General features: G+C 35.5%; 16 protein-coding genes and 1 riboswitch. Of the genes, 12 read left to right on the top strand and 4 right to left on the bottom strand.

Annotation, left to right across the window (positions count from 1 at the left end):
* Positions 1-5: 5 nt before the first annotated feature.
* Positions 6-716 carry a HesA/MoeB/ThiF family protein gene (locus tag OXQ85_RS11265; protein ID WP_267404593.1) on the top strand — a complete coding sequence of 237 codons (711 nt, stop codon included), beginning with the start codon at positions 6-8 and terminating at the stop codon, positions 714-716.
* Between the two features lie 190 nt (positions 717-906).
* Here the strand turns inward: OXQ85_RS11265 and OXQ85_RS11260 are convergent, their stop codons facing one another.
* Complete coding sequence (locus tag OXQ85_RS11260; protein WP_267404590.1) at positions 907-3,045, bottom strand: outer membrane beta-barrel family protein; 2,139 nt, start codon at positions 3,043-3,045, stop codon at positions 907-909.
* A 55-nt stretch (positions 3,046-3,100) separates the two neighbouring features.
* Positions 3,101-5,230, bottom strand: coding sequence for a TonB-dependent receptor (locus tag OXQ85_RS11255; protein WP_267404588.1), 2,130 nt, complete (start codon positions 5,228-5,230; stop codon positions 3,101-3,103).
* Positions 5,231-5,393: 163 nt separating this feature from the next.
* Between OXQ85_RS11255 and OXQ85_RS11250 the strand changes: the two genes are divergently transcribed.
* Together OXQ85_RS11250 and OXQ85_RS11245 are read left to right on the top strand one after the other, a co-directional pair.
* On the top strand, positions 5,394-6,404 hold the full coding sequence (locus OXQ85_RS11250; protein WP_267404585.1) for a histidine kinase: 1,011 nt from the start codon (positions 5,394-5,396) through the stop codon (positions 6,402-6,404).
* The gene (locus tag OXQ85_RS11245) at positions 6,397-7,083 is read left to right on the top strand and encodes a LytTR family DNA-binding domain-containing protein (RefSeq protein ID WP_267404583.1); all 687 of its coding nucleotides are present in this window, start codon (positions 6,397-6,399) and stop codon (positions 7,081-7,083) included. The genes OXQ85_RS11250 and OXQ85_RS11245 overlap by 8 nt, the downstream gene beginning before the upstream one ends.
* A gap of 183 nt (positions 7,084-7,266) precedes the next feature.
* On the opposite strand, the gene OXQ85_RS11240 is transcribed toward OXQ85_RS11245, so the two are convergent.
* Positions 7,267-9,534, bottom strand: a complete 2,268-nt coding sequence (locus tag OXQ85_RS11240) for an aconitate hydratase (protein ID WP_267404580.1) — start codon at positions 9,532-9,534, stop codon at positions 7,267-7,269.
* A 569-nt stretch (positions 9,535-10,103) separates the two neighbouring features.
* Here OXQ85_RS11240 and OXQ85_RS11235 point away from each other — a divergent pair.
* On the top strand, positions 10,104-12,230 hold the full coding sequence (locus OXQ85_RS11235) for a T9SS type A sorting domain-containing protein (protein WP_276590702.1): 2,127 nt from the start codon (positions 10,104-10,106) through the stop codon (positions 12,228-12,230).
* Positions 12,231-12,376: 146 nt separating this feature from the next.
* On the opposite strand, the gene OXQ85_RS11230 is transcribed toward OXQ85_RS11235, so the two are convergent.
* Positions 12,377-15,157 carry a bifunctional aconitate hydratase 2/2-methylisocitrate dehydratase gene (locus OXQ85_RS11230; RefSeq protein ID WP_267404577.1) on the bottom strand — a complete coding sequence of 927 codons (2,781 nt, stop codon included), beginning with the start codon at positions 15,155-15,157 and terminating at the stop codon, positions 12,377-12,379.
* 433 nt (positions 15,158-15,590) lie between these two features.
* On the opposite strand from OXQ85_RS11230, the gene OXQ85_RS11225 reads away from it, so the two are divergent.
* From OXQ85_RS11225 to OXQ85_RS11190, 8 genes are all read left to right on the top strand, one after another.
* A complete protein-coding gene (locus OXQ85_RS11225) occupies positions 15,591-16,358 on the top strand; it encodes a WG repeat-containing protein (protein WP_267404575.1) in 768 nt (255 codons plus the stop codon).
* Positions 16,359-16,391: 33 nt separating this feature from the next.
* Positions 16,392-16,481: riboswitch (TPP riboswitch) on the top strand.
* Positions 16,482-16,584: 103 nt separating this feature from the next.
* The gene (locus OXQ85_RS11220; protein ID WP_267404572.1) at positions 16,585-18,699 is read left to right on the top strand and encodes a TonB-dependent receptor; all 2,115 of its coding nucleotides are present in this window, start codon (positions 16,585-16,587) and stop codon (positions 18,697-18,699) included.
* Positions 18,700-19,034: 335 nt separating this feature from the next.
* A complete protein-coding gene (locus tag OXQ85_RS11215) occupies positions 19,035-19,805 on the top strand; it encodes a hypothetical protein (protein WP_267404570.1) in 771 nt (256 codons plus the stop codon).
* 3 nt (positions 19,806-19,808) lie between these two features.
* Complete coding sequence (locus tag OXQ85_RS11210; protein WP_267404568.1) at positions 19,809-20,351, top strand: acyl-CoA thioesterase; 543 nt, start codon at positions 19,809-19,811, stop codon at positions 20,349-20,351.
* Positions 20,352-20,664: 313 nt separating this feature from the next.
* Entirely contained in the window at positions 20,665-21,594 is a 930-nt protein-coding gene (locus tag OXQ85_RS11205; protein WP_267404565.1) for a 2-hydroxyacid dehydrogenase, read from the top strand.
* Positions 21,595-21,717: 123 nt separating this feature from the next.
* Entirely contained in the window at positions 21,718-22,980 is a 1,263-nt protein-coding gene (locus OXQ85_RS11200; protein WP_267404563.1) for a serine hydrolase domain-containing protein, read from the top strand.
* A gap of 25 nt (positions 22,981-23,005) precedes the next feature.
* Positions 23,006-24,787 (top strand): Ig-like domain-containing protein, encoded by a 1,782-nt coding sequence (locus tag OXQ85_RS11195; protein ID WP_267404561.1) that lies wholly within the window; start codon positions 23,006-23,008, stop codon positions 24,785-24,787.
* Between the two features lie 15 nt (positions 24,788-24,802).
* Positions 24,803-25,261 (top strand): heme-binding domain-containing protein, encoded by a 459-nt coding sequence (locus OXQ85_RS11190; protein WP_267404560.1) that lies wholly within the window; start codon positions 24,803-24,805, stop codon positions 25,259-25,261.
* The last annotated feature ends 79 nt before the right edge of the window (positions 25,262-25,340 follow it).

The raw sequence follows: 25,340 nt of genomic DNA, 5'->3' as shown, positions 1-25,340 counted from the left end.
GTATAATGAAAAGCGAAAACATTTTTATACGATACAGCCGACAAATTTTCATTGAAGAAATTGGCTTGGAAGGTCAAAGAAAAATCATGAATTCCAAAGTTTTAGTAATTGGAGCGGGAGGTTTGGGAAGTCCTGTTATTCAATATCTGGCTGCGGCTGGAGTCGGAACTTTAGGCGTTGCAGATTTTGATGAGGTTGAATTACATAATTTAAACCGACAAGTGATCCACAATGAAAATTCGGTTGGAATTTCAAAAGTAAAAAGTGCTGAAGAGTTTATTAAAAGACTTAATCATCAAGTTAAATTTATTGGAATTGAAGAAAAAATTAATGATGAAAATATCGAAAGAATTCTTTCACAATTTGATCTAATTATTGATGGTTCAGATAATTTCAAGACAAGATATTTAGTAAATGATATTTGCGTTAATCTGAATAAGCCTTTGGTGTACGGAAGTATTCTTGGTTTTTCCGGGCAAGTCGCCATTTTCAATTATAAAGGAAGCCGAAATTTAAGAGATATTTTCCCAGAGCCGCCTTCTAATGAAAATCTTCCGGATTGTGATAGCCTTGGAGTGTTGGGTGCTTTGCCTGGAATTGTGGGAAGTATGATGGCTAATTTAGCATTAAAAATCATGACAGATTTGCCTCTGCAACTAAATCAAATCACATTAATCGATACTTTGGAATGGCGTTTTCAGACGATTGAATTTTAAACACGAATGGCACAAATGTTTTTCACAAATGACACAGATTGATATTCTTTTTGTAAGTTTTGGCTAAAGCCAAACGAAATTAGACCATAAAAAAGCGGACTGAAGTCCGCTCCTATTGAATAAATTATTAAGTTTTATATCAAAAAATATTAGTGCAAAACATTAGCGTAATTTGTGTTTAAACAAAAAATTATTGTCCCTGACTCATTACGCCACCATTATTCTCACTTTGGGTCGTCGTTTTAATCATATTCGGATCTTCTTTTGCCAGCTTATTCTTGGTCGGAATTTTATAATTGACAGAAATTCCGAAGCTTCTGCTGTCAAATTTATTCGATGTATAAACGCTTCCTCCAGCCGAACGGGCGATGATCACACTTTTATTCTGATTAAAAATATCCCTTGCATACAACGAAAGATTCAGCCTGTCGGTCATGAATTTCTTTGAAATGGTAATGTCTAACGCGTTATTAAGCGGTTTTTCCAACTCAAAATAATAGAAATTTCCTCTTGCAGGAATAACATTGTAATTCGCTTGGAAACGGATGTCTTTAGGTAAAATAAATTGGCCCATCACACTGAAGATCCAGAATCCTTTGGTTTTGATATCCGGCATTTCCTGAAGCTGGTATCCTGAATAAATGTATAATAAGTTCATCTTGTCAGGGTTTACGTTAAATTTCATCAGCTCGCTGAAAGGTTTCGTAAACAGCATAAAAGGAATGGGCATTCCAAAACTGAAATTATGGGTCCTTAAGCTGTGAACCTGAACCTGCTCATTTCTGATCAGATTATTTTCTCTGGAAACTCGCTGAACAATCTGGTTATTCACCCAACTTGTGCTGTATCCAATATAAGCGTAATCAAATGCGCTGATTTTAAATTCTGCATTATCGTAGATGGTGGGCTGCAGGTTCGGATTTCCATTGGTGGTGATGGTACTATTTTGTAAAACCGTGTTATTTGGGTTTAATAATGATACACTTGGAAGACTGATTTTTTTGTTATAATTCAAGTTCACAAAGAGTTGCTTCATTAAATTATACTGAATGCTTGCATTCGGAAATACCTTGAATTTTTTGAAGGCATTCAGATCTTTCTGCTCCAGTTCATTATCAGAATTAAACATTCTTGTGACTCCGGTAATGTCATAATTTTCAGCCCTTGCCCCTGCGATGAAATCAAACTTTTTAAGTTTAGCCTGAAATTCCACATAGGCAGAAGTAGTTTGTCTGGTATAATCAAGGTTTACGATGTTTCTGTCTTTGGTTTTAAAATCCTGCTGATCAAACAAAGCGCCAAAGCTTACCTTCCCTTCATCTAAAATTTTCAAAGGCTGTGAATAATCTACTTTAAAATTATACACATTGAAGTTTGATGAATTGTCTAGCAAGTTGGTACCATTGCTATTTTGTTGATTAAATTCTGAATCGTTATTGGTGTAAACAAATTTAAAATCTAATTTTCTGTTTTTATCGCTGAATTTTTTCTGATACGTCGCCGAAGCTTCCTGTCTCAACCCTTTGGTGTCACTGCTAAAATTACTTCTGTTGAATCCGCTCACAAATTCATCCGAAACAATAGACGAACCGTTGTTATTATGCGTAATATCGTAGTTGACCAATAATCTGTCTTTTCCCAGTTCAAAAGTAAAGGCTGAATTCAGATAATAGGTTCTTCCCAATGAGTTGGAATGATTTTTACTCAACGCATCAAATTCAGATTCAGAAAGGCTTTCACGATAATACTGCCCCATATTTACCTGCCATCCAAACCATTTATTTCTGGAATTTAACGCAATGGAATTGTTGAATCTGCTTCTGTATTTATCATAATTGGAGAAACGATAACCGCCATTGTATACCGCCGTAAGGTAGTTTTTGGCAGATTTACTCGTGATGATATTTAAAATAGCTCCTCCCGAAGTTGCCGGAAATTCTGCGCCGGGCTGGGTAATGATCTCAATTCGTTCTACCGAATTGGCGGGCATTCCTTCCATAAAAGCGGTGAGTTCGTTGCTGGAAATATTCAATGGTCTGCCGTCCATATAGACATCCAAAGGTTTCCCCTGATACATCATTCCTACCATTTCTGAAGCCACTAAGCCGGGAAGTTTTTTAATTCCTTCCATCAAAGATCCTGAATTTAAGCTCGGCTGCTCCGAAAAATCGAAAATCGTACGGTCTGCTTTTTGTTCAACGGCTTTTTTAGTTTTGGTAAGAGTTACCCCTTCAATCTGTTTTTCTTTCGTTTCCTGGTTGTTAGTTTTTTCCTGGGCATACGTAAATACCGACCCAATAGAAAGTAACGCAATAATTGTTCTCTTCATATTGTTTTTCTACTACTTGGTTAGACGCAGAAAAGCTTTTTTTGTTACAAATAGATTACTGAACTCTGTCTTTTTCGTCAAAATTGATGTTTTTCTTGCTGATTTTCTTTTTGTTATTTCCGAAAGTATAATTTACGCTCAAACGAAAACTTCTTCCGTCCCAATAATTGTTCATGTATTGCTTGCTATCTGTGAAAGTCATATTTCCACGGTATCTTTGGGCGAAAATATTGGTAACGGTTGCATTGATCTGTAATTGTTTTTCCATCAATGAAATTTTAATTCCTGAATTCAGGTTGGAAAAATTGTTGAAGGAATAATTCACATTTTTATAAGGTAAATCCTGACTGTAATTCAAGAAGAAAGCAAGTGTTTTTGATTTATTTAAAGTGAAAGTATTATTGAATGAATAGCTTACCGAATATCCTTTTTGTGTCTCAGCATTCACATTGAAAACTTCCGAATTCTGAAAGGAAGCATTTCCCGATAGAGTCGTTTCCCAGAATTTGAAAAATGTATCAGTGTAAGAAAGATTCATTCCGTAAAAATTGTTGTTGTAATAGTTCAGATAGGTTCCTATAATATCTAATTCAGTATTATCTTTGATAGATGAGATTTGTCCAAACGCATTTTTTAGTTTTAAATAATAAATACTTGCTGAAAATTTACTGTTATAAACATATCCCAACTCCAGATTATTGATATAAGATGGTGTCAATAAAGGATTTCCTGAAGAATAAGAATACGGATTAGAATACCATCGGAAAGGATTTAAATTACTCATGCTTGGGCGATTAATTCTTCTCGAATAAGAAAAACTAAACACATTTTTATCTTTTTTATACGCTACATAAGCAGACGGAAACCATTGTCCGTAATTGTATTTATTTTTTGAATGATTGGAAGGCGAAAAACTTTCTGCAAAAGTGTTTTCGTAACGAAGTCCGGCTTTTGTTTCCCAATGTTCTCCAAAGTTTTTAGCATAACTCAGATAAGCGGCATAATTTTCTTCCCGATAATTAAAAAGATTGGCTTTTTCTTCATCTGCGATATATTGCTTATCAATTAAATTGAAATATTTTAAATCTGAAGCATTTTTAAACTGATTAAACTTCATTCCGGTTTCTATGGTTCCAAACGAAAATGGAAGTTCTAAATCTGCCTGTGCAGAGAAAATTTGTGGTGAAACCAAAGAAATGGTTTTTACCTCCTGAACCGAATTGTCCGAACTTTTGAATGTTGAAAAATTAACTTCTGTATTCGAATTGTTTTTATAAAAATTTCCTGCAATGCTTAATTTTTTCCCAAGAGAATCGAGTTTAAGATCGTAATATGCACTCAATGTGTGCGTTGGGAGTTTTTCGCGGTGAAAAGTATTCGTCAATAAATTTTCTTCCGTTAAATCCTGACTGATATTTCTTGTTTTATTCACAATATCCATCCCAGATTTTTGCTGGGCGAAAATGTATTCAACACCGATTTCGGCGTTTTTACTGATTTTATAAGACATCGTAAGGTTAGGCGTCACTTCCTTCCACATATCTTTTCGTACAGAGTTGCTGTAATTTTTAGATGCTCCTAAAATATTGTAATTCTCATCAGAACGTTTTTCAGAATCATAATAAGTAAATTTTAAGGTGCTGCTGAATCTTTCTGTCTGATAATTAAGCGTGCCATTATTGCTGAATCCGGAATACGTTCTTTGAATTAAAGTCGTATTGATATTTCCGCTAAAACCCATATTCGGATTTTTTTTCAGGATAATATTAATCAAACCACTGTTTCCCTGCGCTTCATACTTTGCCGGCGGAGTGGTGATTACCTCGATTTTAGCAATATTTTCTGAACGGATGGCTTTCAGATAATTAAGAAGTGCTGTTCCGGAAAGATTCAACATTCTTCCGTTGATCATCACATTCACGCTGCTTTTGCCGGTAATCGAAATGCTGCCCAGATTTTCATCGACTTTCAGCATAGGAACATTGGCCAAGGTTTCGGAAGCATCCATTCCTTGAGAGGCGATAGATGCTTCCACATTAAAGATCAGTCGGTCAGCTTTTCTTTCCAGCAATTTCTTTTTTACCGAAAAGTTGATCTGTTCAATGTTTTTAATGCTGTCTTTTTTTACCTGTCCGAAAACTGTTGATGTAATTAAGCTGGCAATTAGTATATAGTGTAGTTTCATGGTATTGTTTTTTGATGTTCCAAAATTAGGAGCTCTTAAAAGCCTGTGAAATAGCGTTTAGATAAAGCCTTGGTTTTTCAGGATTAATTAGTTTTCATCGGAAAAAATAAAGCGTTCATCGAAAATCATCATTGGAATTTTAAGGAAAACCTATTTTTGTTATATGAAAACAAACAAACTAATATACCTGCATCTTTTTTTCTGGATCATTTATCTTTCGGGGACGATTCTCATTCCATTTTTTGTATTTGAATCAGAAAAGACCATTCTTCATTTTACTTTTTTTCTGACCAGTTTTATCTGTTTCTATGTGAACTATTTTTTTGTGGTTCCGAATTTCTTTGACACAGGTAAACTTTATAAGTCGGTGATTGCATTTTTGCTCAGTGTTACCTGTTTTGTGACGGTGCGCTATTCTGTAGAAGAAATGTTGCTGCCCGCCACTCTTGGTTTTAGAAATTATATGGAGGGGACCAGCTTTGGATTTTATTTCTTCGATAATATTTTTTACAGCAGCACCACTATTTTTATCAGCACGACTTTTTGGTTTTTTAAATATTTTATTAATGCTGAACAGGAAAAATCAGAATTGATTGAAGCTAAGAAAACCGCTGAATTACAGGCCTTAAAAACACAAATTAATCCGCATTTTATTTTTAATTCGTTAAATAATATTTATTCTCTGGTGTATCAGAATTCAGAAAAAGCGCTGCCCGCTTTGGAAGAATTGAGTCAGCTGTTGAGGTACAGCACAAAAGACCTTGGAGAGGATACCATCACTTTAGACAAAGAAATCGGGTATATCGACAGTTTAACGGCTTTGGAAAAAATAAGAATTAAAAAACCTGAATTATTAATCATTGAAAAAAATATCAACCATCCCAAACTGAATATTTCACCCATGATTTTAGTTCCTTTTGTGGAAAATGCTTTTAAACATGGTGATTTTCGCGATAAAGGTTTTGAAATGAAAATCTCTGATGAAAATGAAACGCTGCATTTTTATATTTTAAACCATAAAAAAGACCGAATGAAAGATGAAGTTTCGGGAATCGGGATTGATAACGTGAAGAAAAGACTGGCGATTTTATATCCAAAAAAACACGAATTAGCTATAAAAAATTCGGAAAAGGAATTTATCGTAGATTTAAAGATTGATTTGCGAAATGAATAAGATAAAATGTATTGTTGTAGATGACGAACCGCTGGCGATCTCGCTTCTGGAAAGTTATGTACAGAAAGTTCCGTTTTTAGATTTGGTTTTTTCCACCGAAAACCCAATTGAAGCACTGGATTATATTCAAAAAAATGAATCTGATCTGGTGTTTCTGGATATTCAGATGCCGGAACTCACGGGAATTAATTTCATGAAAATTCTGGGTGACAAACAGAAATATATTTTAACAACCGCTTATTCCGAATATGCTTTGGAAGGCTATGATCACAATATTGTAGATTATCTGCTGAAGCCTATTTCGTTTGAACGATTTTATAAAAGTGCTTTAAAAGCTCAGGAACGTTTTGTGGTGAATGAAACGAAAGAAGACGCTCATTTCTTTGTGAAATCGTCCGGACAGCAGCATAGAATCAATTTTGAAGATATTTTCTATGTCGAAAGCATTAAAGATTATGTAAATATTAAAACTTCTGAGCAGGAATATATCGTTTTAGACACGCTGAAATCGATGGAGCAGCAACTTCCTGAAAGTTCTTTTGCAAGAATTCATAAGTCTTTCATCATTAATTTGAATCAGATTAAAAATGTTTCAACCAAAAAAGTCACCTTAGTTTCTGAACAGGAAATTCCGATAGGAGAGAGTTATCGAATGAATCTTTTGACGAAAATAAAATAGGTTTAATGGCTGGAAGAAGGAGGCTGGAAGCTGGAAGTTTGAACAGTATCAAAGTTTTTTCGATGATGACTGCCATTAACCTTAAGCTTCCATCTTCCCGCTCCCAACCTTTCCCCACCAAAAAAAAATAAAAAAGCAGTTCCAAACGAAACTGCTTTTTCTATGATTAATTAAATCTAACAATTAATTCTCTTGTTGTTTGATTAAGTTCAGGGCAGAACCTGCTTTAAACCAATCGATTTGTTGTTCGTTATACGTATGGTTTGCGATAACAATATCTTTACTTCCGTCTTTATGAACAAATTCTAAAGTCAATTGTTTTCCCGGAGCAAACTGATCAAGATCTAAGAAGTTAACCGTGTCGTCTTCCTGAATTTTGTCGTAATCTGTTTCATTGGCGAAAGTGATTCCTAACATTCCCTGTTTTTTAAGGTTGGTTTCGTGAATTCTCGCAAATGATTTTACCAAAACAGCTTTTACTCCCAAATGTCTCGGTTCCATCGCAGCGTGCTCTCTTGAAGAACCTTCACCATAGTTTTGGTCACCCACAACGATTGTTGGAACTCCCGCAGCTTTGTACGCTCTTTGTACAGCAGGAACTTCGCCATATTCACCCGTTAATTCATTTTTAACGTGGTTGGTTTCCATATTGTAAGCATTTACAGCACCGATCAACATATTATTTGAAATATTATCAAGGTGACCTCTGTATTTCAACCAAGGTCCAGCCATGGAAATATGGTCAGTCGTACATTTTCCGAAAGCTTTAATTAAAACTTTAGCCCCTCCAATGTTTTTTCCATCCCAAGCCGGGAATTCTTCTAATAACTGAAGTCTGTCCGAAGTCGGGCTTACATTTACCACAACAGAAGAACCGTCTGCAGATGGTGCCTGATAACCGTTATCGTCTACTGCAAAACCTTTTGATGGTAATTCGTACCCTTTAGGCTCATCTAATTTAATCTGCTCTCCCGCTTCGTTGGTTAAAGTATCTGTAATTGGGTTAAAATCTAATCTTCCTGAAATTGCCACCGCAGCCACCATTTCAGGGGAAGCTACGAAAGCGTGCGTATTTGGGTTACCGTCTGCTCTTTTCGCAAAGTTTCTGTTGAAAGAGTGAATAATTGAATTTTTCTCTCCTTTATCAGCGCCTTCTCTGTCCCATTGTCCGATACAAGGTCCGCAAGCGTTGGTAAAGATTCTTGCATTTTCAAATTTTCTGAAAGAATCTAAGAAACCGTCTCTTTCTGCCGTGAATTTTACCTGCTCAGAACCTGGATTGATTCCTAAAATTGCTTTTGGCTTCACACCTTTAGCAACTGCGTCTTCCACTATAGAAGCTGCTCTCGATAAATCTTCGTAAGAAGAGTTGGTACAAGAACCAATTAATGCCCATTCAACTTCTAAAGGCCATCCGTTAGCTTCTGCTTTTGCTCTGAATTCTGCAACCGGAGTCGCCAAATCCGGAGTGAAGGGCCCATTTAAATGCGGAGTTAATTCTGAAAGATTGATTTCAATGAGTTGATCAAAATATTGTTCAGGATTAGCATAAACTTCAGCATCACCTGTTAAATGTTCCGCAATTTTATCGGCAGCATCTACAACATCCTGTCTTCCTGTTGCAGAAAGATATCTTCTCATAGAATCATCATATCCGAAAGTAGAAGTGGTAGCTCCGATTTCTGCACCCATGTTACAGATCGTACCTTTACCTGTTGCAGAAAGAGATTCTGCTCCTTCCCCGAAATATTCAACGATGCAACCTGTTCCTCCTTTTACGGTAAGAATTCCGGCAACTTTCAGGATAACGTCTTTTGCAGAAGTCCATCCGTTCATTTTTCCGGTTAGTTTTACACCAATCAGTTTTGGCATTTTAAGCTCCCAAGCCATTCCTGCCATTACGTCTACTGCATCTGCACCACCAACACCGATGGCAACCATTCCTAAACCTCCTGCATTTACGGTGTGAGAGTCGGTTCCGATCATCATCCCTCCGGGGAAAGCATAATTCTCCAAGACAACCTGGTGGATAATTCCAGCTCCTGGCTTCCAGAAACCGATTCCGTATTTATCACAAACTGAGCTCAAAAAGTTGAAAACTTCAGAGTTTTTGTTGATACCTTCCTGTAAGTCAGATTCAGCACCAATTCTTGCCTGAATCAGGTGATCGGCGTGCGCTGTAGAAGGAACCGCTACTTTAGCTTTTCCTGCCTGCATGAATTGCAAAAGTGCCATCTGTGCTGTTGCATCCTGCATGGCTACTCTGTCTGGAGCGAAATCTACATAAGAGTTTCCTCTTTCGTGTTCCTGTGTTGCATTTCCTTCCCAAAGGTGGGTGTAAAGGATTTTTTCTGAAAGTGTCAGTGGTTTTCCTGTGATCTGTCTTGCGGCAGCAATTCTCTCAGGATAACGTTCGTACACTTTTTTGATCATATCAATATCAAAAGTCATATCTGATTTTTTTTATTTTTCGTTTAATTATTTGTTTTAAAATTCAAAAAGAATCTGTTCAATTAAATTATCAAAATCCATTCCTATACGCATTGTAAGGGGATAAATAAGATAAATGACTGAGATTATTTCTAACTATCAATTTAAGGAAAAATAAAACTTTAGATGTTGATTTACATCAAAATAATTCCTGAGAGGCTTAAATGGAATCGTTCTAAAAAAAGGAAATATTTCTTTATCATTAAATATAACTATCATGTATTTCTTTAACTCTTTAAAACAACTGAAATATATTTTTAGCAGGTATTTTTAAATGATAAAGTACCTCTGTGATGGCTGCTTTCTTATGTGTTAATGGTTTCATTCCATGTTTTTGATTAATGATATTTCAATGATAAGGTGGTTGTTGTTGTAATATAATTACATTTTGTTGTGTATTTTTTGTTTTTTAATTATAGTTGAAAATAGTTTTTTTGGTAGATTTACATATAATTATAGTCACTTATTAGTGAATTGTATTTGCTTTAATTTATTCTAGCAAAAAATACCAAACAACAAATATTAATATCATGAACAAAAAAAAACTAAAACCGTATGTAAATTTTAGACCTGCTATTGCCGATATAATTCGGAAATCAGGCCTGTTGTTTTTATTGCTCTTCGGAGTAGCCTCACAAATGAATGCACAGCGAAAAGTCGAAAAACTCAATAGGGGGCTGGTAGCAATGCGATTAAATGCCAATCAGGTTTATGTAGGCTGGAGAATGCTGGGGACTGAAGAACCCGATACAAGTTATAACCTGTATTTTAATAATGTAAAAGTAGCAGGAAGCCCTTTTACAACTACTACAAATTTTAATCATAATATTACGACCAACGGAACTTATACCGTTCGTGCCATCGTGAATGGTGTAGAGCAGCCTGCATCGGAATCTGCTACTGTTTGGGCGAATCAATATTTGGATATTCCTATGCAAATACCGGCTGGGGGTACAACTCCGGACAACGTTGCCTATACTTATAGTGTAAACGATTGCAGTGTTGGTGATGTAGATGGAGACGGGCAATACGAACTGTTTGTAAAATGGGATCCTTCCAATAGTAAAGACAATTCGCAATCAGGTTACACGGGTAATGTTTATATTGATTGTTATCGTTTGGACGGAACACGTCTCTGGAGAATAGATTTAGGAAAAAATATTCGAGCCGGGGCGCATTATACACAATTTGTGGTTTATGATTTAGATTCCGACGGTAAAGCAGAAATTGCATGTAAAACTGCCGACGGAACTAAAGATGGAACAGGAGTCATTATTGGAGATGCTAATGCAGATTATAGAAATTCAAATGGATATGTCTTGTCTGGGCCGGAATTTTTAACCGTTTTTAATGGATTAACAGGCAAGGCCATGTCTTCAACCAATTATTTGCCGGCACGTGGAACAGTTTCAAGTTGGGGAGATAGTTATGGTAATCGCGTAGACCGATTTGTTGCAGCGGTGGCTTATCTTGATGGAGAAAAACCAAGTTTAATAATGGGACGAGGTTATTATACAAGGCTTGTGCGTGTGGCTTGGGACTGGAGAAATAATACACTTTCACAGCGATGGATCTTTGATAGCAATACCTCAGGAAATTCGGCTTATGCAGGAATGGGAAATCATCAAATGACCATAGGCGATGTGGATGGTGATGGTAAAGATGAAATATTCAATGGTTCCAGTGCAATAGATGATAACGGCGGAAAGTTATTCGCAAACACATTAGGGCATGGGGATGCTTTACATATGACTGATATGGATCCGGATCGTCCTGGAATGGAAATATGGCAGTGTTTAGAAGAACCTGCTAAATATAAAACGAATGGTTTGGTTTTTTTAGATGCAAAAACAGGAGCTACATTATGGGGAATACCTTCAACTGGAGACATAGGACGTTGTAATGCTGCAGATATTGACCCACGTTACAAAGGTTATGAATGTTTTGGAAGTGCAAATGGCGTAAACTATTTGATGGATTGCAAAGGAAATCTAATCAGCAATAAAAAACCGACACAAAATTTTTCTATCTGGTGGGATGGTGATTTGAACCGTGAATTATTAGATTCGAATAAAATAGATAAATGGGATTATATCAATGGAAAAACCGTTAATATACTTACTGCTACAGGATATTCATCAAACAACACCACAAAAGCTACCCCATGTTTAAGTGCAGATATTTTTGGTGATTGGCGAGAAGAAGTGATATTTCGTAAGGAAGATAATTCTTCTGTAAGAATTTACACCACTAATATTGCCACAACCCATAAATTATATACTTTGATGCACGATACTCAGTACAGAACGGCTATTGCGTGGCAAAATTCAGCTTACAACCAGCCTCCTCATCCAAGCTTTTATTTAGGGGTAGATATGGCAGCACAAACAAAGCCAAATGTAGTTATTGCGGGAGCAAATTCATCTCAAAAGGTTCTATCAGCTAATGCAGTGATTTATCCGAATCCTGCTGGTCAAACTTTTACAATTAAGGCAGAAGGATTGTTTACTTATACCATTCATAATATGTTAGGTGTAAAAATAGCCTCTGGGAAAGGAAAAAACCAAGCTGAAGTGGTATCATCGGATTCGGGAGTATTTATCGTGACGGTTCAATCTGAAAAAGGAATCTCAACCATTAAATTGATAAAAGATTAGAAAGAATATGACGATCAACTTTTCACAATCTTATTAATTTTTGAGTTGATTCCATAAAAAAAGAAAGATTTTAAATCCATTGGACTTAAAACCTTTCTTTTTTATATTTAATTTAAAAAAGCCTTTCGACTTTAATTCAAAATCAATTAATGACCAACAGTTACCAATTCTTTGATAGACGGAACGAAAGTAGTTAAATCAATACCTTCAACAGCTGCTTTGTATTCTTCAATGCTAGGGATTCTTCCGATAATCGCAGAAAGAACAACAACAGGAGTAGAAGCCAATAAAGATTCACCTTTTTTACGTTCAGAATCTTCCACAACTCTTCCTTGGAAAAGACGCGTAGAAGTTGCCAAAACAGTATCTCCTTTCTCTGCTTTTTCCTGGTTACCCATACAAAGGTTACATCCCGGACGCTCAAGATACATCATGTTTTCATATTGAGTGCGAGCTTCACCTTTTGGCGCTGCATCGTTGAACTCAAAACCTGAATATTTCTCTAATAATTCCCAGTCACCTTCCGCTTTTAATTCGTCAATGATGTTATAAGTAGGAGCCGCAACTACCAAAGGAGCCTGGAATTCTACTTTACCATTTTGTTTTTCAAGGTTTTTCAACATCTGAGAAACGATCTTCAAGTCACCTTTGTGAACCATACAAGAACCTACGAAACCAAGATCAACTTTTTTCTCACCTCCGTAGAAAGTAAGATCTCTGATCGTATCGTGCGTATATCTTTTAGAAACATCGTCGTTGTTTACGTCTGGGTCAGCAATCATTGGCTCAACGATTACATCTAGATCTACAACAACTTCAGCGTAATATTTAGCATTAGCATCCGGAGTTAAAGCAGGTTTATCACCACACTTAATTTCCTCGATTCGCTTGTTTGCTTTGTTGATTAATCCTTGAAGAACGTGATTGTGATTATCCATTCCTTTGTCGATCATAATCTGGATTCTGCTTTTTGCAATTTCCAATGATTCGATCAAAGTATCGTCTTCAGAAATACAAATTGAAGCTTTAGCTTTCATTTCTGCAGTCCAGTCTGTGAATGTAAATGCCTGGTCAGCCGGAAGAGTTCCGATGTGAACCTCGATAATTCTACCTTGGAAAACATTCTCTCCGTCAAATTGCTTCAACATCTGAGCCTGAGTTGCGTGAACGACATCACGGAAATCCATATGCTCTTTCATTTCACCTTTGAAAGTCACTTTCACAGATTCTGGAATCGGCATTGAAGCTTCACCTGTTGCCAAAGCCAAAGCTACCGTTCCGGAGTCAGCTCCGAAAGCCACCCCTTTAGACATTCTTGTGTGAGAGTCACCTCCGATGATAATTGCCCATTCGTCGACCGTAATATCGTTAAGAACTTTGTGAATAACGTCTGTCATTGCATGGTATTCACCTTTCGGGTCACGTGCTGTGATTACTCCGAAATCGTTCATGAATTTCATTAATTTAGGGATGTTTGCCTGCGCTTTTTTATCCCAAACTGAAGCAGTGTGACATCCTGACTGATAAGCTCCATCAACAATTGGAGAAATTACTGTTGCGGCCATAGATTCCAACTCCTGAGAAGTCATCAAACCTGTCGTATCCTGAGAACCAACAATGTTTACTTCAACACGAACGTCCGAACCTGCGTGTAATAATTTACCTTCAGTTACACCCACTGCATTTCTGTTGAAGATTTTTTCAACGGCAGTAAGTCCTTGTCCTTCGATAGAAATCTCTTTTGAAGGAGCGAAAACTAGAGGAGCTGTAATTCCTAAAGTTTTAGCAGCAAAAGTTTGAATTTTTTTACCAAAAACGATAGCGTAAGAACCACCGGCTTTGATAAATTCTAATTTTTGAGGAGTAAATGATTTTGAAATATCTTTCAATTCAGTTTCTCCGTTGTATAATTTTTTCTCTTTGGTATTGATCGTTAAAACAGTTCCTGTAGCAACAGAATATTTCTCTTCTAAAACGATGTCGCCATTTTCGTTACGAACAGGATGTCCGTTTTCGTCTGTTTTCTTAACCCAGTTTTGAAGGTCGATTCCGATACCTCCGGTTACGTCAACAGTTGTTAGGAAAATTGGAGAAATACCGTTAGTTCCCGCTACAATCGGAGCGATGTTTACAAAAGGTACGTAAGGGCTTGCTTGTTTCCCTGTCCAAAGTGCAACGTTATTTACACCAGACATACGAGAAGAACCAACTCCCATTGTTCCTTTTTCTGCGATCAACATCACACTTGCATCAGGATGTTGAGCCTGTAAAGCTTTTATTTCTTCCTGTTGAGCAGGAGACATCATACATTGTCCGTGCAGCTCACGGTCAGAACGAGAGTGCGCCTGATTTCCCGGAGATAATAAGTCGGTTGAAATATCACCTTCAGCAGCAATGTAAGTAACGATTTTAATTTCTTCAGCTACCTCTGGAAGTTTAGTGAAAAACTCTGCTTTTGCGTAGCTTTCCAAAATATCTTTAGCGATTTCGTTTCCTGCTTCATAAGCTTCTTTCAAGCGAGCGGTATCTGCATCATATAAGAAAACCTGAGTTTTAAGCACTTCAGCCGCCTGTTTTGCTATTGCTTCATCGTTTCCTAAAGCTAAATCAAGCAAAACTTCGATAGATGGGCCTCCTTTCATGTGAGACAACAATTCAAAAGCGAAAGCCGGAGTAATTTCTTCTACTATAGATTCACCAAGAATGATTTCTTTTAAAAACTTAGCTTTTACACCAGCCGCACTTGTAGTTCCAGGTAGCGTGTTATAAATAAAAAATTTAAGAGAATCAGCTCTGTATTCATTGGCTGTATCTTTAATTTGTGCGATGATCTCGCTTAATAAATCGGCACCGTCAATTGGCTTTGGATGTAGCCCCTGGGTTTTTCTTTCTTCAATTTCGTTGATGTAATCCTTATAAATATTCATAATAGAAGTCTTTCAAATTTTTAAGGTAAATTAATAAAATTATAGTGCATATGGCAATTTCCCGAATTGGTATATCGACTTACAAAACGGAAGAAAGTAAAGCCGGTACTATATTTTGCACTTTTTCTTAAATAAGTAAGATAATGCTTTGTCCCAAAGATGAAAGTAAAGGACTTTTTTGAAAGTGTAAGGGGCTCATGTATAATTTCTAAAGCCGCCAAAGCACTCTTTGAGTAACGTTTGTAAAATTTTTTGATCATATCCATATCAAAAGTTGTATCTCTAAAAACGCTTTAGATTATCAAACAATTAAAAATGTTCCCAAAATTACGAATTTTTAGTATTTTATGCGAGGGATATTATTTAGATTCTTTATAAATATGAATTTTATATTTTCTATTTTTAATCTTATTTTTGCTGCCAAATGATGATTATGAAAATTACGGTTCATTTTTTATGTCTTTTTATTTCGATATCTGTTTTTTGCCAAACCAAGGTGGCCAAGAAGCTTCCTGTAAAAAAGGTTGCAAAAACTGTTGTTAAAAAGACAGATGTGGTAGCTCAGCCGAATCCTGATTTGGTGGTTTTGAATGAAGGAATTCCTGTTTTAATTCCGAAAAAGAAAGATGGGAAATTCGGATATGTTAGTCAAAAAGGCAAATTTATCATTCAGCCTGAATATCATATTGCTGTATTTTTTTATGAAGATTGCAATCTACTGAATTCACCCAACGAAAAAATAAGAAAGTTCGGAACCAAAGAGTATGCAACGGTAGAAAAAGATATGATTTCTTATCGAATTGATCAGAAAGGCAAAAGAGTGTATCAATTTAAAGATTCAGATTTAGGAAAATGTCCTAAAGAGTTTAAATATCAGCCGTTTCAGGCATACGTTAAGAATGGTTTTTACGGAATTATTGAAAAATCGAAGTTCATTAATGCTGAAGATTACAGAGATTATCAAATTTATCCGCAGTACGAATATTTATATATTGCTGAAAGTGAAGATGTTTCAAACCCGATGATTATTGCCTCAAAAAATGATCGTTTTGGGGTGATTGATGTGAATAACAAAATCATCATTCCATTTGAATATGATGATATTAAACGAAATTTCAGCTGGATGTTGGGGAAAATGTTTGAAGTTTCAAAAGACGGAAAAACATATTATTATATTGATTCTCACAATAAAACCTATTAAATTGTACTGATGATATATTTTTCGTAATTTTGCGCCTGAATTAAGGGGTGCTGTAACAAGCTGAGATTATACCCAATGAACCTGGAACGGGTAATGCCGTTTAGGGAAATTAAATATGAGCAATAGGTAATTATTAATGAGCAATCTCAAATATTACTTATTACCGATTACTAATTACTCATCATAATCCGCCCCTTTTATTCATTAAATTTTAAAGATTTATAGAATGAAAGGTTTATTTTTTTTAGGGCTTACCGTTGGCTCTTTTGCTTTTTTACAAGCACAAAATACTGATTCCTTGAAAATAAAGGAAATTGAAGCCGTTAACTTTACCAAAAGGCTTCCTGTTGCGAAAGAAATCATCAATGTTCAGAAAGATTTAGATAATAAAAATCTTGGGCAGGATCTTCCTATTTTACTTAAAAATCAAACATCAATTATTTCAACTTCGGATGCCGGAAATGGCGTTGGATACACAGGTTTCAGAATTCGTGGAGTTGCCGGAAGAGGAATTAATGTGATGATGAATGGTGTTCCGTATAATGATTCTGAAAGTCAGGGGACATTTTTTGTAAATGTACCTGATCTTACGAGCTCTGCTTCGCAAATCGTTATCCAAAGAGGTGTCGGAACTTCCAATAACGGAGTTTCTGCGTTTGGAGCAAGCATCAATGTAATCTCCAAAGAGCCTGATGATAAGTTTTACTTTAAAACAGATGACAGTTATGGTTCGTTCAATACTTACAAATATTCTGCGGAGGTTGGTTCGGGGAAGTTTTGGGGGAACCGACTTTCTGTGATGGGAAGATATACGCACATCAATTCTGATGGATATATCGACAGAGCATCTTCCAACCTGCATTCCTATAATTTTACGGCTTGGTTTGAAGAGAAAAATACGAAAATCCGTTTGATGGCTTTTGGTGGAAAAGAAAAAACCTATCAGGCTTGGAACGGAATCGACAGAAAAACCTGGGAAACCAATCCAAAATTTAATTATTCCGGATCGATTTATGATGCAGACGGTAATATTTCCAGCTTTTATGATAATGAAACAGATAATTACAGACAAAATCATTATCAATTGCTTTGGGAGCAGAAGTTTAATGAAAAATGGAATTTAGAAACCACTTTGCATTACACGAAAGGTAAAGGATATTACGAAAACTATAAGCAGGACGGTAAATTTTCAAAATATAATCTTCCCGATTTTGTGGATGGTTCACAAACATTAACGAAGACAGATTTCATCAGAAAAAAATGGCTGGATAATGATTTCTACGGAATTGTTTCCACATTATACGGAAAATTTGAAAATCTAGATCTGAATTTCGGTGCCGTTGCCAACCAATATTACGGAAGGCATTTTGGAAATGTAACAGGCGTTTTCCTTCCGCAGATTGATGAACATGAATATTACAGAAATCGTTCAGTGAAAAATGAAGTGGCCGGTTTTGCAAAAGCTTTGGTGAAAGTTGATGATTTTGAATTCTTCGGAGATCTTCAGTTGAGACATATTGATTACGATACAAAAATTCTTCAGGCAGGCGATGATGAAGGTGGAAATTTGAAGAAAAACTGGTTGTTTTTTAATCCGAAAGCAGGAATTAATTACAGAATTGGCAGCGGAAAAGTTTTCCTTTCGTATGCGCACGCTCAACGAGAACCGAATCGTGATGATTTGATGGCTGATAATAATGTGAAAGCAGAAAAGCTTCATGATTTTGAGGCGGGAATTGAAAAACAGTTTGGGGTCGTTTCATTTACGGCAAACTTGTACTATATGTATTATGTTAATCAATTGGTTTTGAATGGTGAAATGAATAATGTGGGAGCTTTCATCAGAACAAATTCCGGGAAAAGCTATAGAAGAGGAGTTGAGATCGGAGCATTAGCTAAGCTTTCAAAACAATGGGAACTTACAGGGAATGTAACGTTCAGCCAAAATAGAAATTTAGATTTCAAAATTGAAAATGTAAAGCTGACTAAAGATCTTGGAAATACGCAGATTTCTTTTTCTCCGGACGTGATTGCAAATTTAGGCATCAGATTTAATCCTAATAAAGATTTCCAGTTTGGATTATCAAATCAATATGTCGGAAGACAACATCTGGATAATACAGAAGATAAAAATTTACAGTTAAAAGATTATTTCCTTACAGATTTTAATGCTCAGTATCAGTTTAAGATTAAAAATAATGATATCGCACTGAAATTATTGGTAAACAATCTTTTCAATAAAAAATATGTGAATAATGGAGCGGTGTATGATGGAGATCCATACTATTTTTCTCAGGCGGGAACCAACTTTATGTTTGGAATCAGCTGGAAAATTCAATAACATTCATTATGGATATTTTACAATTTGATATAGTAAAATGTTAGACTAAATTTTTATAAGACTGCTTCGGCGGTCTTTTTTATTTTTAAATTAAATTATTGTTTAAAAATCATGATAAAAATTATGAAAAACATAAAAAGAAAAGAATTTACTAAAGGTGATGTTTTATCATTATTAAAATGTTTTTTAGTTTTGAAAACTAAATAACTAAAACGAAAATCAGAATTAAAGTGTCAAATCTTGAAAAATATAATTTGAAATTCGATGATTTTTGCTGTTTTTTATGAAAACAAATGTTCAAAAAAGTCATGAAAAAGTTATAAATTTGCCACCAAATGAATATTTCAGCTTACATTTTAGAATATCTGAAACAGTTTGGGACTGCTACAGTTCCCGGTTTTGGTGTGTTTTCTCTGGAAAATTCCAAGGCGGTGATCAACTCTGAGAACGGGAGCATTTTGCCACCGGCAAGTCAGATTGCTTTTGTGTGTGATTACGAAGCGCAGTCGGATGATTTGGCGGCTTTTATCAGCGAGCAAAAACAGATGACTTTGGAAGCTTCAAAAAGTGATTTGAAGATCCAGACCGATTTTTGGAAGAAAAAACTGCAGTCAGAAAATATTTTAGAAATTTCCGGTTTGGGAACTATTACCATCGAGGAAGATTCTAAAATTCATTTTAAAGGAAAAAGAGTGGAGTCTGCACATCCCGATTTTTATGGTTTGGAAGAAATAAAACTTTCAGATATTAAAAATAATCAGAAGCCAAAAGCAGTTGAAAGTACAGGAAAAGAATACAAAGTAGGAAAATCATTGCTTTGGATTTTTCTGATCGCGATTCCGGTTGCTGTTATTGCCTATTTGGCGATTACAAACCAAGAACTGCTGTTCGGAAACCAATCTTTCAAACAGGAAAAAGATTCTATAAAAGCATTGCAAAATAAGCCTGAAGTTATCGCAAAAGATACAGTGAAAATGCCAACAGATTCTACATTGATAAAAGTTTCAGATTCTCTGAAAAAAGATTCTATTGTAAAACCGGCTGCTCAACCTGTAAAAGCTGCTCCAACGGCTAAAGCTGCGATAACTCCAAAACAACAACACTAAGACATGGCAAAAATAAAAAAAGCGTCAGAATCTTTAACGGTAATGACGAATATTGTACTTCCCAATGATACCAACCAGTTAAGAAACCTTTTTGGTGGAGAATTATTGGCAAGAATGGACAGATGCGCTTCTATTTCGGCAACAAGACATTGCGAAAGAAGAGTGGTAACCGCATCTGTAAATCACGTTTCATTTGACCATCCGATTCCTGAAGGGGGAATTGTAGTAATGGAATCTAAAGTTTCCAGAGCATTTTCAACTTCAATGGAAGTGTATGTAGATGTTTGGTTGGATGATCCGATCAATCAGAAAAAAACGCATACTAACTCGGGAATTTACACTTTTGTAGCGGTGGATGAGTTCAACAGACCGATTCCTATTCCATCTATGGAGCCGGAAACGGATGAAGAAAAAGAGAGATTCGCAGCTGCATTAAGAAGAAAAGAATTGTCATTAATTCTTTCCGGAAGAATGAAGCCTTTGGAATCTGTGGAATTGAAAAAATTATTCCAAGAGCCAAAAGAATCTGAGAAAAAAGAAAAATAAAGTTTTACAAAAACATAGATGAATGCTTTTAATCTTTGCTGAATATCAATCATATTTACGGGATTAAAAGCATTTTTTAATTAATGATATGATTTAATTTTTTTTGAAGCTTTTTCCCGCTCTTCGCACTCGCTATTTTTTGTAGGTTTCGGCTCGGCGGCGAAGCCGCCGAGCCGAAACCTACAAAAAATGAGCTCAAACAAATGCTGCGATCGGGGCTAGAATTTCAGACTTTTATTGAAATATTAGAAAATATCACAAAGTTTGTCATCCTGTTAAGGATCTAAATTCGAATCTTTTAATTATAAATAAAATGAAAATCCTCCTTTTAGATAAAAACCATCCTTTAATTACCGAGCAGCTTTTAGCGAAAAACTTTATTTTGGAAGAAGATTTTACGTCTTCTTATGATGAGGTTTGTGCTAAAATTGAAAACTATGACGGAATTATCATCCGAAGCAGAATCCCTTTGGATAAAAACTTTTTAGAACAAGCTAAAAATCTAAAATTTATAGCCAGAGTAGGAGCAGGAATGGAAAATATTGATATTCCTGTAGCTGAAAAATTGGGAATTCAACTCATTAATTCTCCGGAAGGAAACAGAGATTCTGTGGCAGAACACGTTGTCGGAATGCTGCTGATTTTAATGAACCGATTATTTATCGCGTCTCAGGAAGTAAAAAACGGCATTTGGCTTCGTGAAGAAAACAGAGGCGACGAACTTCTAGGTAAAACTGTTGGGTTAATAGGTTATGGAAACATGGGAAAAGCAACCGCAAAAAGACTTTCGGGTTTTGGCTGTAAAGTGATTTTCCATGATATTTTGCCTGATCTTTCGGATGAATTTGCAACGCAGGTTTCTTTGGAAGAGTTAAAAGAAAAGGCTGAGGTTCTAAGTTTACACATTCCGATGACGGAAGAAACTCGTTATTTGGTAGATTCAACATTTATTGCGGAAATGGAAAATGATTTCTATTTTGTAAATACCGCAAGAGGAAAAAATGTTGAAACCAAAAGTTTAGTTGAAGCCTTACAATCAGGAAAAGTAAGAGGTGCTTGTTTAGATGTTTTGGAGTACGAAAAATCGTCTTTTGAAAATTTAGAAATAGAAAACGAAGATTTGAAGTATCTTTTAGCATCCGAAAAAGCAATTGTTACTCCACATATTGCAGGTTGGACGGTTCAAAGTAAAGAAAAACTGGCGCAGGTAATTGTTGATAAGATTGTGGCACAGTTCACGTAATTAAAGCAATCTATATTTTGTTTTTTATCGTTTTATTTATTTTATGTTAAATAATTCATAATATACATTCAATACTAAATATTTATTTTGAGTTTTATTAAATTGCCGCTCATTTTGAAATTCATGAGGATGCGTAATTTTGTACTTGCTTTATCTGCTTTTTTTGTCATTTTTTCCTGCAAAAATAAATCGGAAACTAAAGAAAATATCACTGAAAATAAGACTTCACTTCCTAATTACGGAAATGTAGATTTGGATAAGGTTTTTACAAAACAAGATGATGTGCTTTCGGATAAAGCTTCCATGGTTCGATATATCGATCAGTATTACAAAAAAGTATGGGAAGGAAGCGACTTGAGCGGCGGAATTCTGGTGGCAAAAGGCGATGATGTGTTGTATGAAAATTACAGAGGTTTCGGAAGAGAAGGAAACCAAATGCCGATTGATAAAAATACGCCTTTACATGTGGCTTCAGTTTCAAAAACAATGACGGCAATGACAATGATGAAATTGATCGAAGCCGGAAAAATAAAACTAACAGATCATCTAACACAGTTTTTCCCTGGATTTCCTTATCCTAATGTAACGGTTCAGAGTTTGTTGTCACAAAGAAGCGGTCTTCCGAAATACGAGCATTTTATTACGAATATTAAACCCGCTCCGGCAGAACTTTCAAAGCAGTTTATCACGAATGAGGATGTTTTAAACATGATCATAAAATATAAGCCTGAATTAGCAAGAGAAACCAATACAGGATTTATGTATTGTAATACTAATTTTGCGTTATTGGCTTTGTTGGTCGAAAAAGTAACCAAAATGCCTTTTCCTCAGGCGATGAAAGAGATGGTTTTCGAACCGCTGAAAATGAATCATTCTTATATTTTCCAGGAAAAAGATATTCCGACGGCTTCTCAGTCTTTCTATTATGGAAGAGGAAAATTATATCCTTTGGATAGACTTGATTTAATCTACGGTGATAAAAATGTATATACAACGCCGAGAGATTTGTTTAATTTTTCTAAAGCCATGTTCTCGAAAGATTTCTTAAAACCTGAATTGATGCAAATGGTTTTTGAACCTTACAGCAACGAAAAAGCGGGAATGAACAATTATGGTTTAGGTTTCAGAATGAAAATTTTTGATAATGGTGAAAAACTGACTTACCACAATGGTTGGTGGCACGGGACAAATTCTGTGTTTGCCCATTTGCTAAAGTCGAAAGTTACCATCGTTGCCATCGGAAACAAATATTCCAACAGAGTGTATACGGCGCTTGCTTTGTCAGGATTGTTTGAAGATTTTCCGGTTCAGAAAGATAAGCTTCACAGCGTAATGAACGATAATAAAGATACTTTGAGCAACCAACATGAAGTTTATGGAGAATAATGTTTATTTTTGCTTAAACATATTCATGAAGAGATTTCTTTTATTTATCATATTGGCTTTTCTTGTGCAGTCTTGTGCAAGAGTAGGTTCGCCTGTCGGTGGGCCTAAAGATTCTATTGCTCCGAAATTTTTAAGTTCAAATATCGACACCACCAGAATTAATGTTTCGCGAAATATTCGTGAGCTTCGCCTGGATTTTGACGAATATGTGACACTTAAAGATATTAATAAAAACTTAATTATTTCACCTCCGATTCAGAAAATCAAACGTATTTTACCTTCAGGAATTGCAAATAAATACGTTCTGATTCAGTGGGAAGATACATTGCAGGCAAATACAACGTATAACTTCAACTTTGGAAATTCAATTTCAGATAATAATGAAGCGAATGTATTGCCTTATTTCAATTTTGCATTTTCTACGGGAGATAAGTTGGATGATTTGTACATCAGCGGTGAAGTTAAGGATGCTTTAAATACAAAAAAACAGACAGCAACGACTGAGAATAAACTGGTTGTAGGTTTGTATCAGGTAAAAGATACTATCAATTATAAGCAAAAACCATATTATATTACTAAAGTTGATACGGATGGTTACTATGAATTAAACTATCTCTCGCCGGGAAAATATAAGATTATTGCCTTTGAAGACGAAAACAGTAATTCGGTGTATGATCCGGGAAAAGAAAAGGTAGGCTTCCAGAAAGATCCTATTGAGATTACAGATAAATCGGTTTCAAGATTGAAATTGAAAGTTTATCCTTCGAAAAAGCCTTTGAAATATGGTGAAATGAAAGAAGTTCCAGGCGGAATTCTCATGACTTTTGAAGGTCATCCGAATGATGTTAAAGTTCTTTCTTTAAATGATAAAATTCAGGATTATAAAGTAACACATACGCCAAAATCAGATTCTATAAAGATTTGGTTTGATGCAGTTAAAGATAAAGTAGGGCAGGAGACTACGGAAAATTTGAAATTTAGCTATGATGTTGATAAAAAGCAGGATACAGTTTCTGTTTTCTATAAATACAATGCTAAAAACAAAATGACGTTGTCTAACAACGATGGAAATCTTCTTCCTCCTAAAACAAATTTTAAAATTACTTCAAACTATATTATCAATAAAATTGAACCTGAAAAATGGACGTTGAAAAGTGACAGTTTAACGACTCAAACTTTCACGGCTAAAATTTCAGAAACAAACCCTTATCAGGTTTTAATTCAATCAGATTTTGAGGTTGGAAAAAAATATCAGTTAACGGTTCCAAGCAAAACAGTTTCTTCGTTTTATGACAGGACCGCAGATCCTTATCGTTTCGATTTTGAAGCCGATAAAGTGGAAAATTACGGAAGCTTAACCTTCAAACTTCAAAACAGACCTGATGCAAGCTATTGGATTCAGTTATTAGATTCTTCGGAAAAAGTACTGTATCAAAAGTATGTAAATGCAGATGAAGTTAAATTTGATATTCTGAAACCTGCGGAATATGTCGTAAGGATTTTAGTTGATAATAACGGAAATAAATACTGGGACGAAGCTGATTTCGAACATGATATTTTTGCGGAAGACTCTTTTGTGTATTATAAAACAGCCATTGTAAAGCAGCTTTGGGACTCTGTAGAAACCTGGGATTTGAAAGATACGCGAACTTTGGATAATCCTAAAGGAACAGTAGCTCCAACTCCGGCTCCTCCAACTCCTGCGGATACAAAAAATGATGAAGAACCAGAAAGTAAACCGGTTTTAAAAGATTCTAACACGACACCGCTTAAATCGAATACAGCAGTGGTAACGCCTGTAAAATAATATAAGTAATCTGAAATGAAGACGGCAAAGAAGATTGTATTTTGGACGTTGGTTGCATTTGCGTTGATTCAGTTTGTTCCTATTGACAGAACGAATCAACCGATCGATCATAAGGTAAATTTTGTTGAAATTAAAAATACGCCGCCTAAAATTGCAGGATTATTGAAATCTGCCTGTTACGATTGCCATTCCAACGAAACGGTTTACCCTAAATATGCCTATATCGCGCCTATTTCATGGTCTGTGAAAAGTCATGTGAATGATGGAAGAGCACGTTTGAATTTCTCAATTTGGGGCACTTATAATAAAGAATTAAAGGAAAACATGCTGGATAATGCCATGGAGGCACTTCATCATAAAACAATGCCGATGCCGGGCTATATTGTCTATCATAAGGAAGCTAACTTAACCGAAGCAGAAAGAACATTGCTGAGTAAGTATTTTGAGCAAATGCTGACTTCCAAGACGTATTAAATTATTAAGATTTAAATAAAAAACTCTCGCAGATTTTACAGAAAAACAAAGATTACAATATCTTGTTGATCTGCAAAAT

Origin of the sequence: Chryseobacterium sp. GM_Chr_2 (assembly GCF_026540445.1) — a bacterium.
GTDB lineage: Bacteria > Bacteroidota > Bacteroidia > Flavobacteriales > Weeksellaceae > Chryseobacterium.
This window is presented reverse-complemented; position numbering and strand designations above follow the sequence as displayed.

Coding starts and splice junctions, on each gene's coding strand:
- OXQ85_RS11225 (WP_267404575.1), top strand. CDS start 15,591: ATGAAAATTACGGTTCATTTTTTATGTCTTTTTATTTCGATATCTGTT.
- OXQ85_RS11265 (WP_267404593.1), top strand. CDS start 6: ATGAAAAGCGAAAACATTTTTATACGATACAGCCGACAAATTTTCATT.
- OXQ85_RS11195 (WP_267404561.1), top strand. CDS start 23,006: ATGAAGAGATTTCTTTTATTTATCATATTGGCTTTTCTTGTGCAGTCT.
- OXQ85_RS11260 (WP_267404590.1), bottom strand. CDS start 3,045: ATGAAGAGAACAATTATTGCGTTACTTTCTATTGGGTCGGTATTTACG.
- OXQ85_RS11210 (WP_267404568.1), top strand. CDS start 19,809: ATGGCAAAAATAAAAAAAGCGTCAGAATCTTTAACGGTAATGACGAAT.
- OXQ85_RS11205 (WP_267404565.1), top strand. CDS start 20,665: ATGAAAATCCTCCTTTTAGATAAAAACCATCCTTTAATTACCGAGCAG.
- OXQ85_RS11215 (WP_267404570.1), top strand. CDS start 19,035: ATGAATATTTCAGCTTACATTTTAGAATATCTGAAACAGTTTGGGACT.
- OXQ85_RS11220 (WP_267404572.1), top strand. CDS start 16,585: ATGAAAGGTTTATTTTTTTTAGGGCTTACCGTTGGCTCTTTTGCTTTT.
- OXQ85_RS11235 (WP_276590702.1), top strand. CDS start 10,104: ATGAACAAAAAAAAACTAAAACCGTATGTAAATTTTAGACCTGCTATT.
- OXQ85_RS11230 (WP_267404577.1), bottom strand. CDS start 15,157: ATGAATATTTATAAGGATTACATCAACGAAATTGAAGAAAGAAAAACC.
- OXQ85_RS11245 (WP_267404583.1), top strand. CDS start 6,397: ATGAATAAGATAAAATGTATTGTTGTAGATGACGAACCGCTGGCGATC.
- OXQ85_RS11255 (WP_267404588.1), bottom strand. CDS start 5,230: ATGAAACTACACTATATACTAATTGCCAGCTTAATTACATCAACAGTT.
- OXQ85_RS11200 (WP_267404563.1), top strand. CDS start 21,718: ATGAGGATGCGTAATTTTGTACTTGCTTTATCTGCTTTTTTTGTCATT.
- OXQ85_RS11240 (WP_267404580.1), bottom strand. CDS start 9,534: ATGACTTTTGATATTGATATGATCAAAAAAGTGTACGAACGTTATCCT.
- OXQ85_RS11190 (WP_267404560.1), top strand. CDS start 24,803: ATGAAGACGGCAAAGAAGATTGTATTTTGGACGTTGGTTGCATTTGCG.
- OXQ85_RS11250 (WP_267404585.1), top strand. CDS start 5,394: ATGAAAACAAACAAACTAATATACCTGCATCTTTTTTTCTGGATCATT.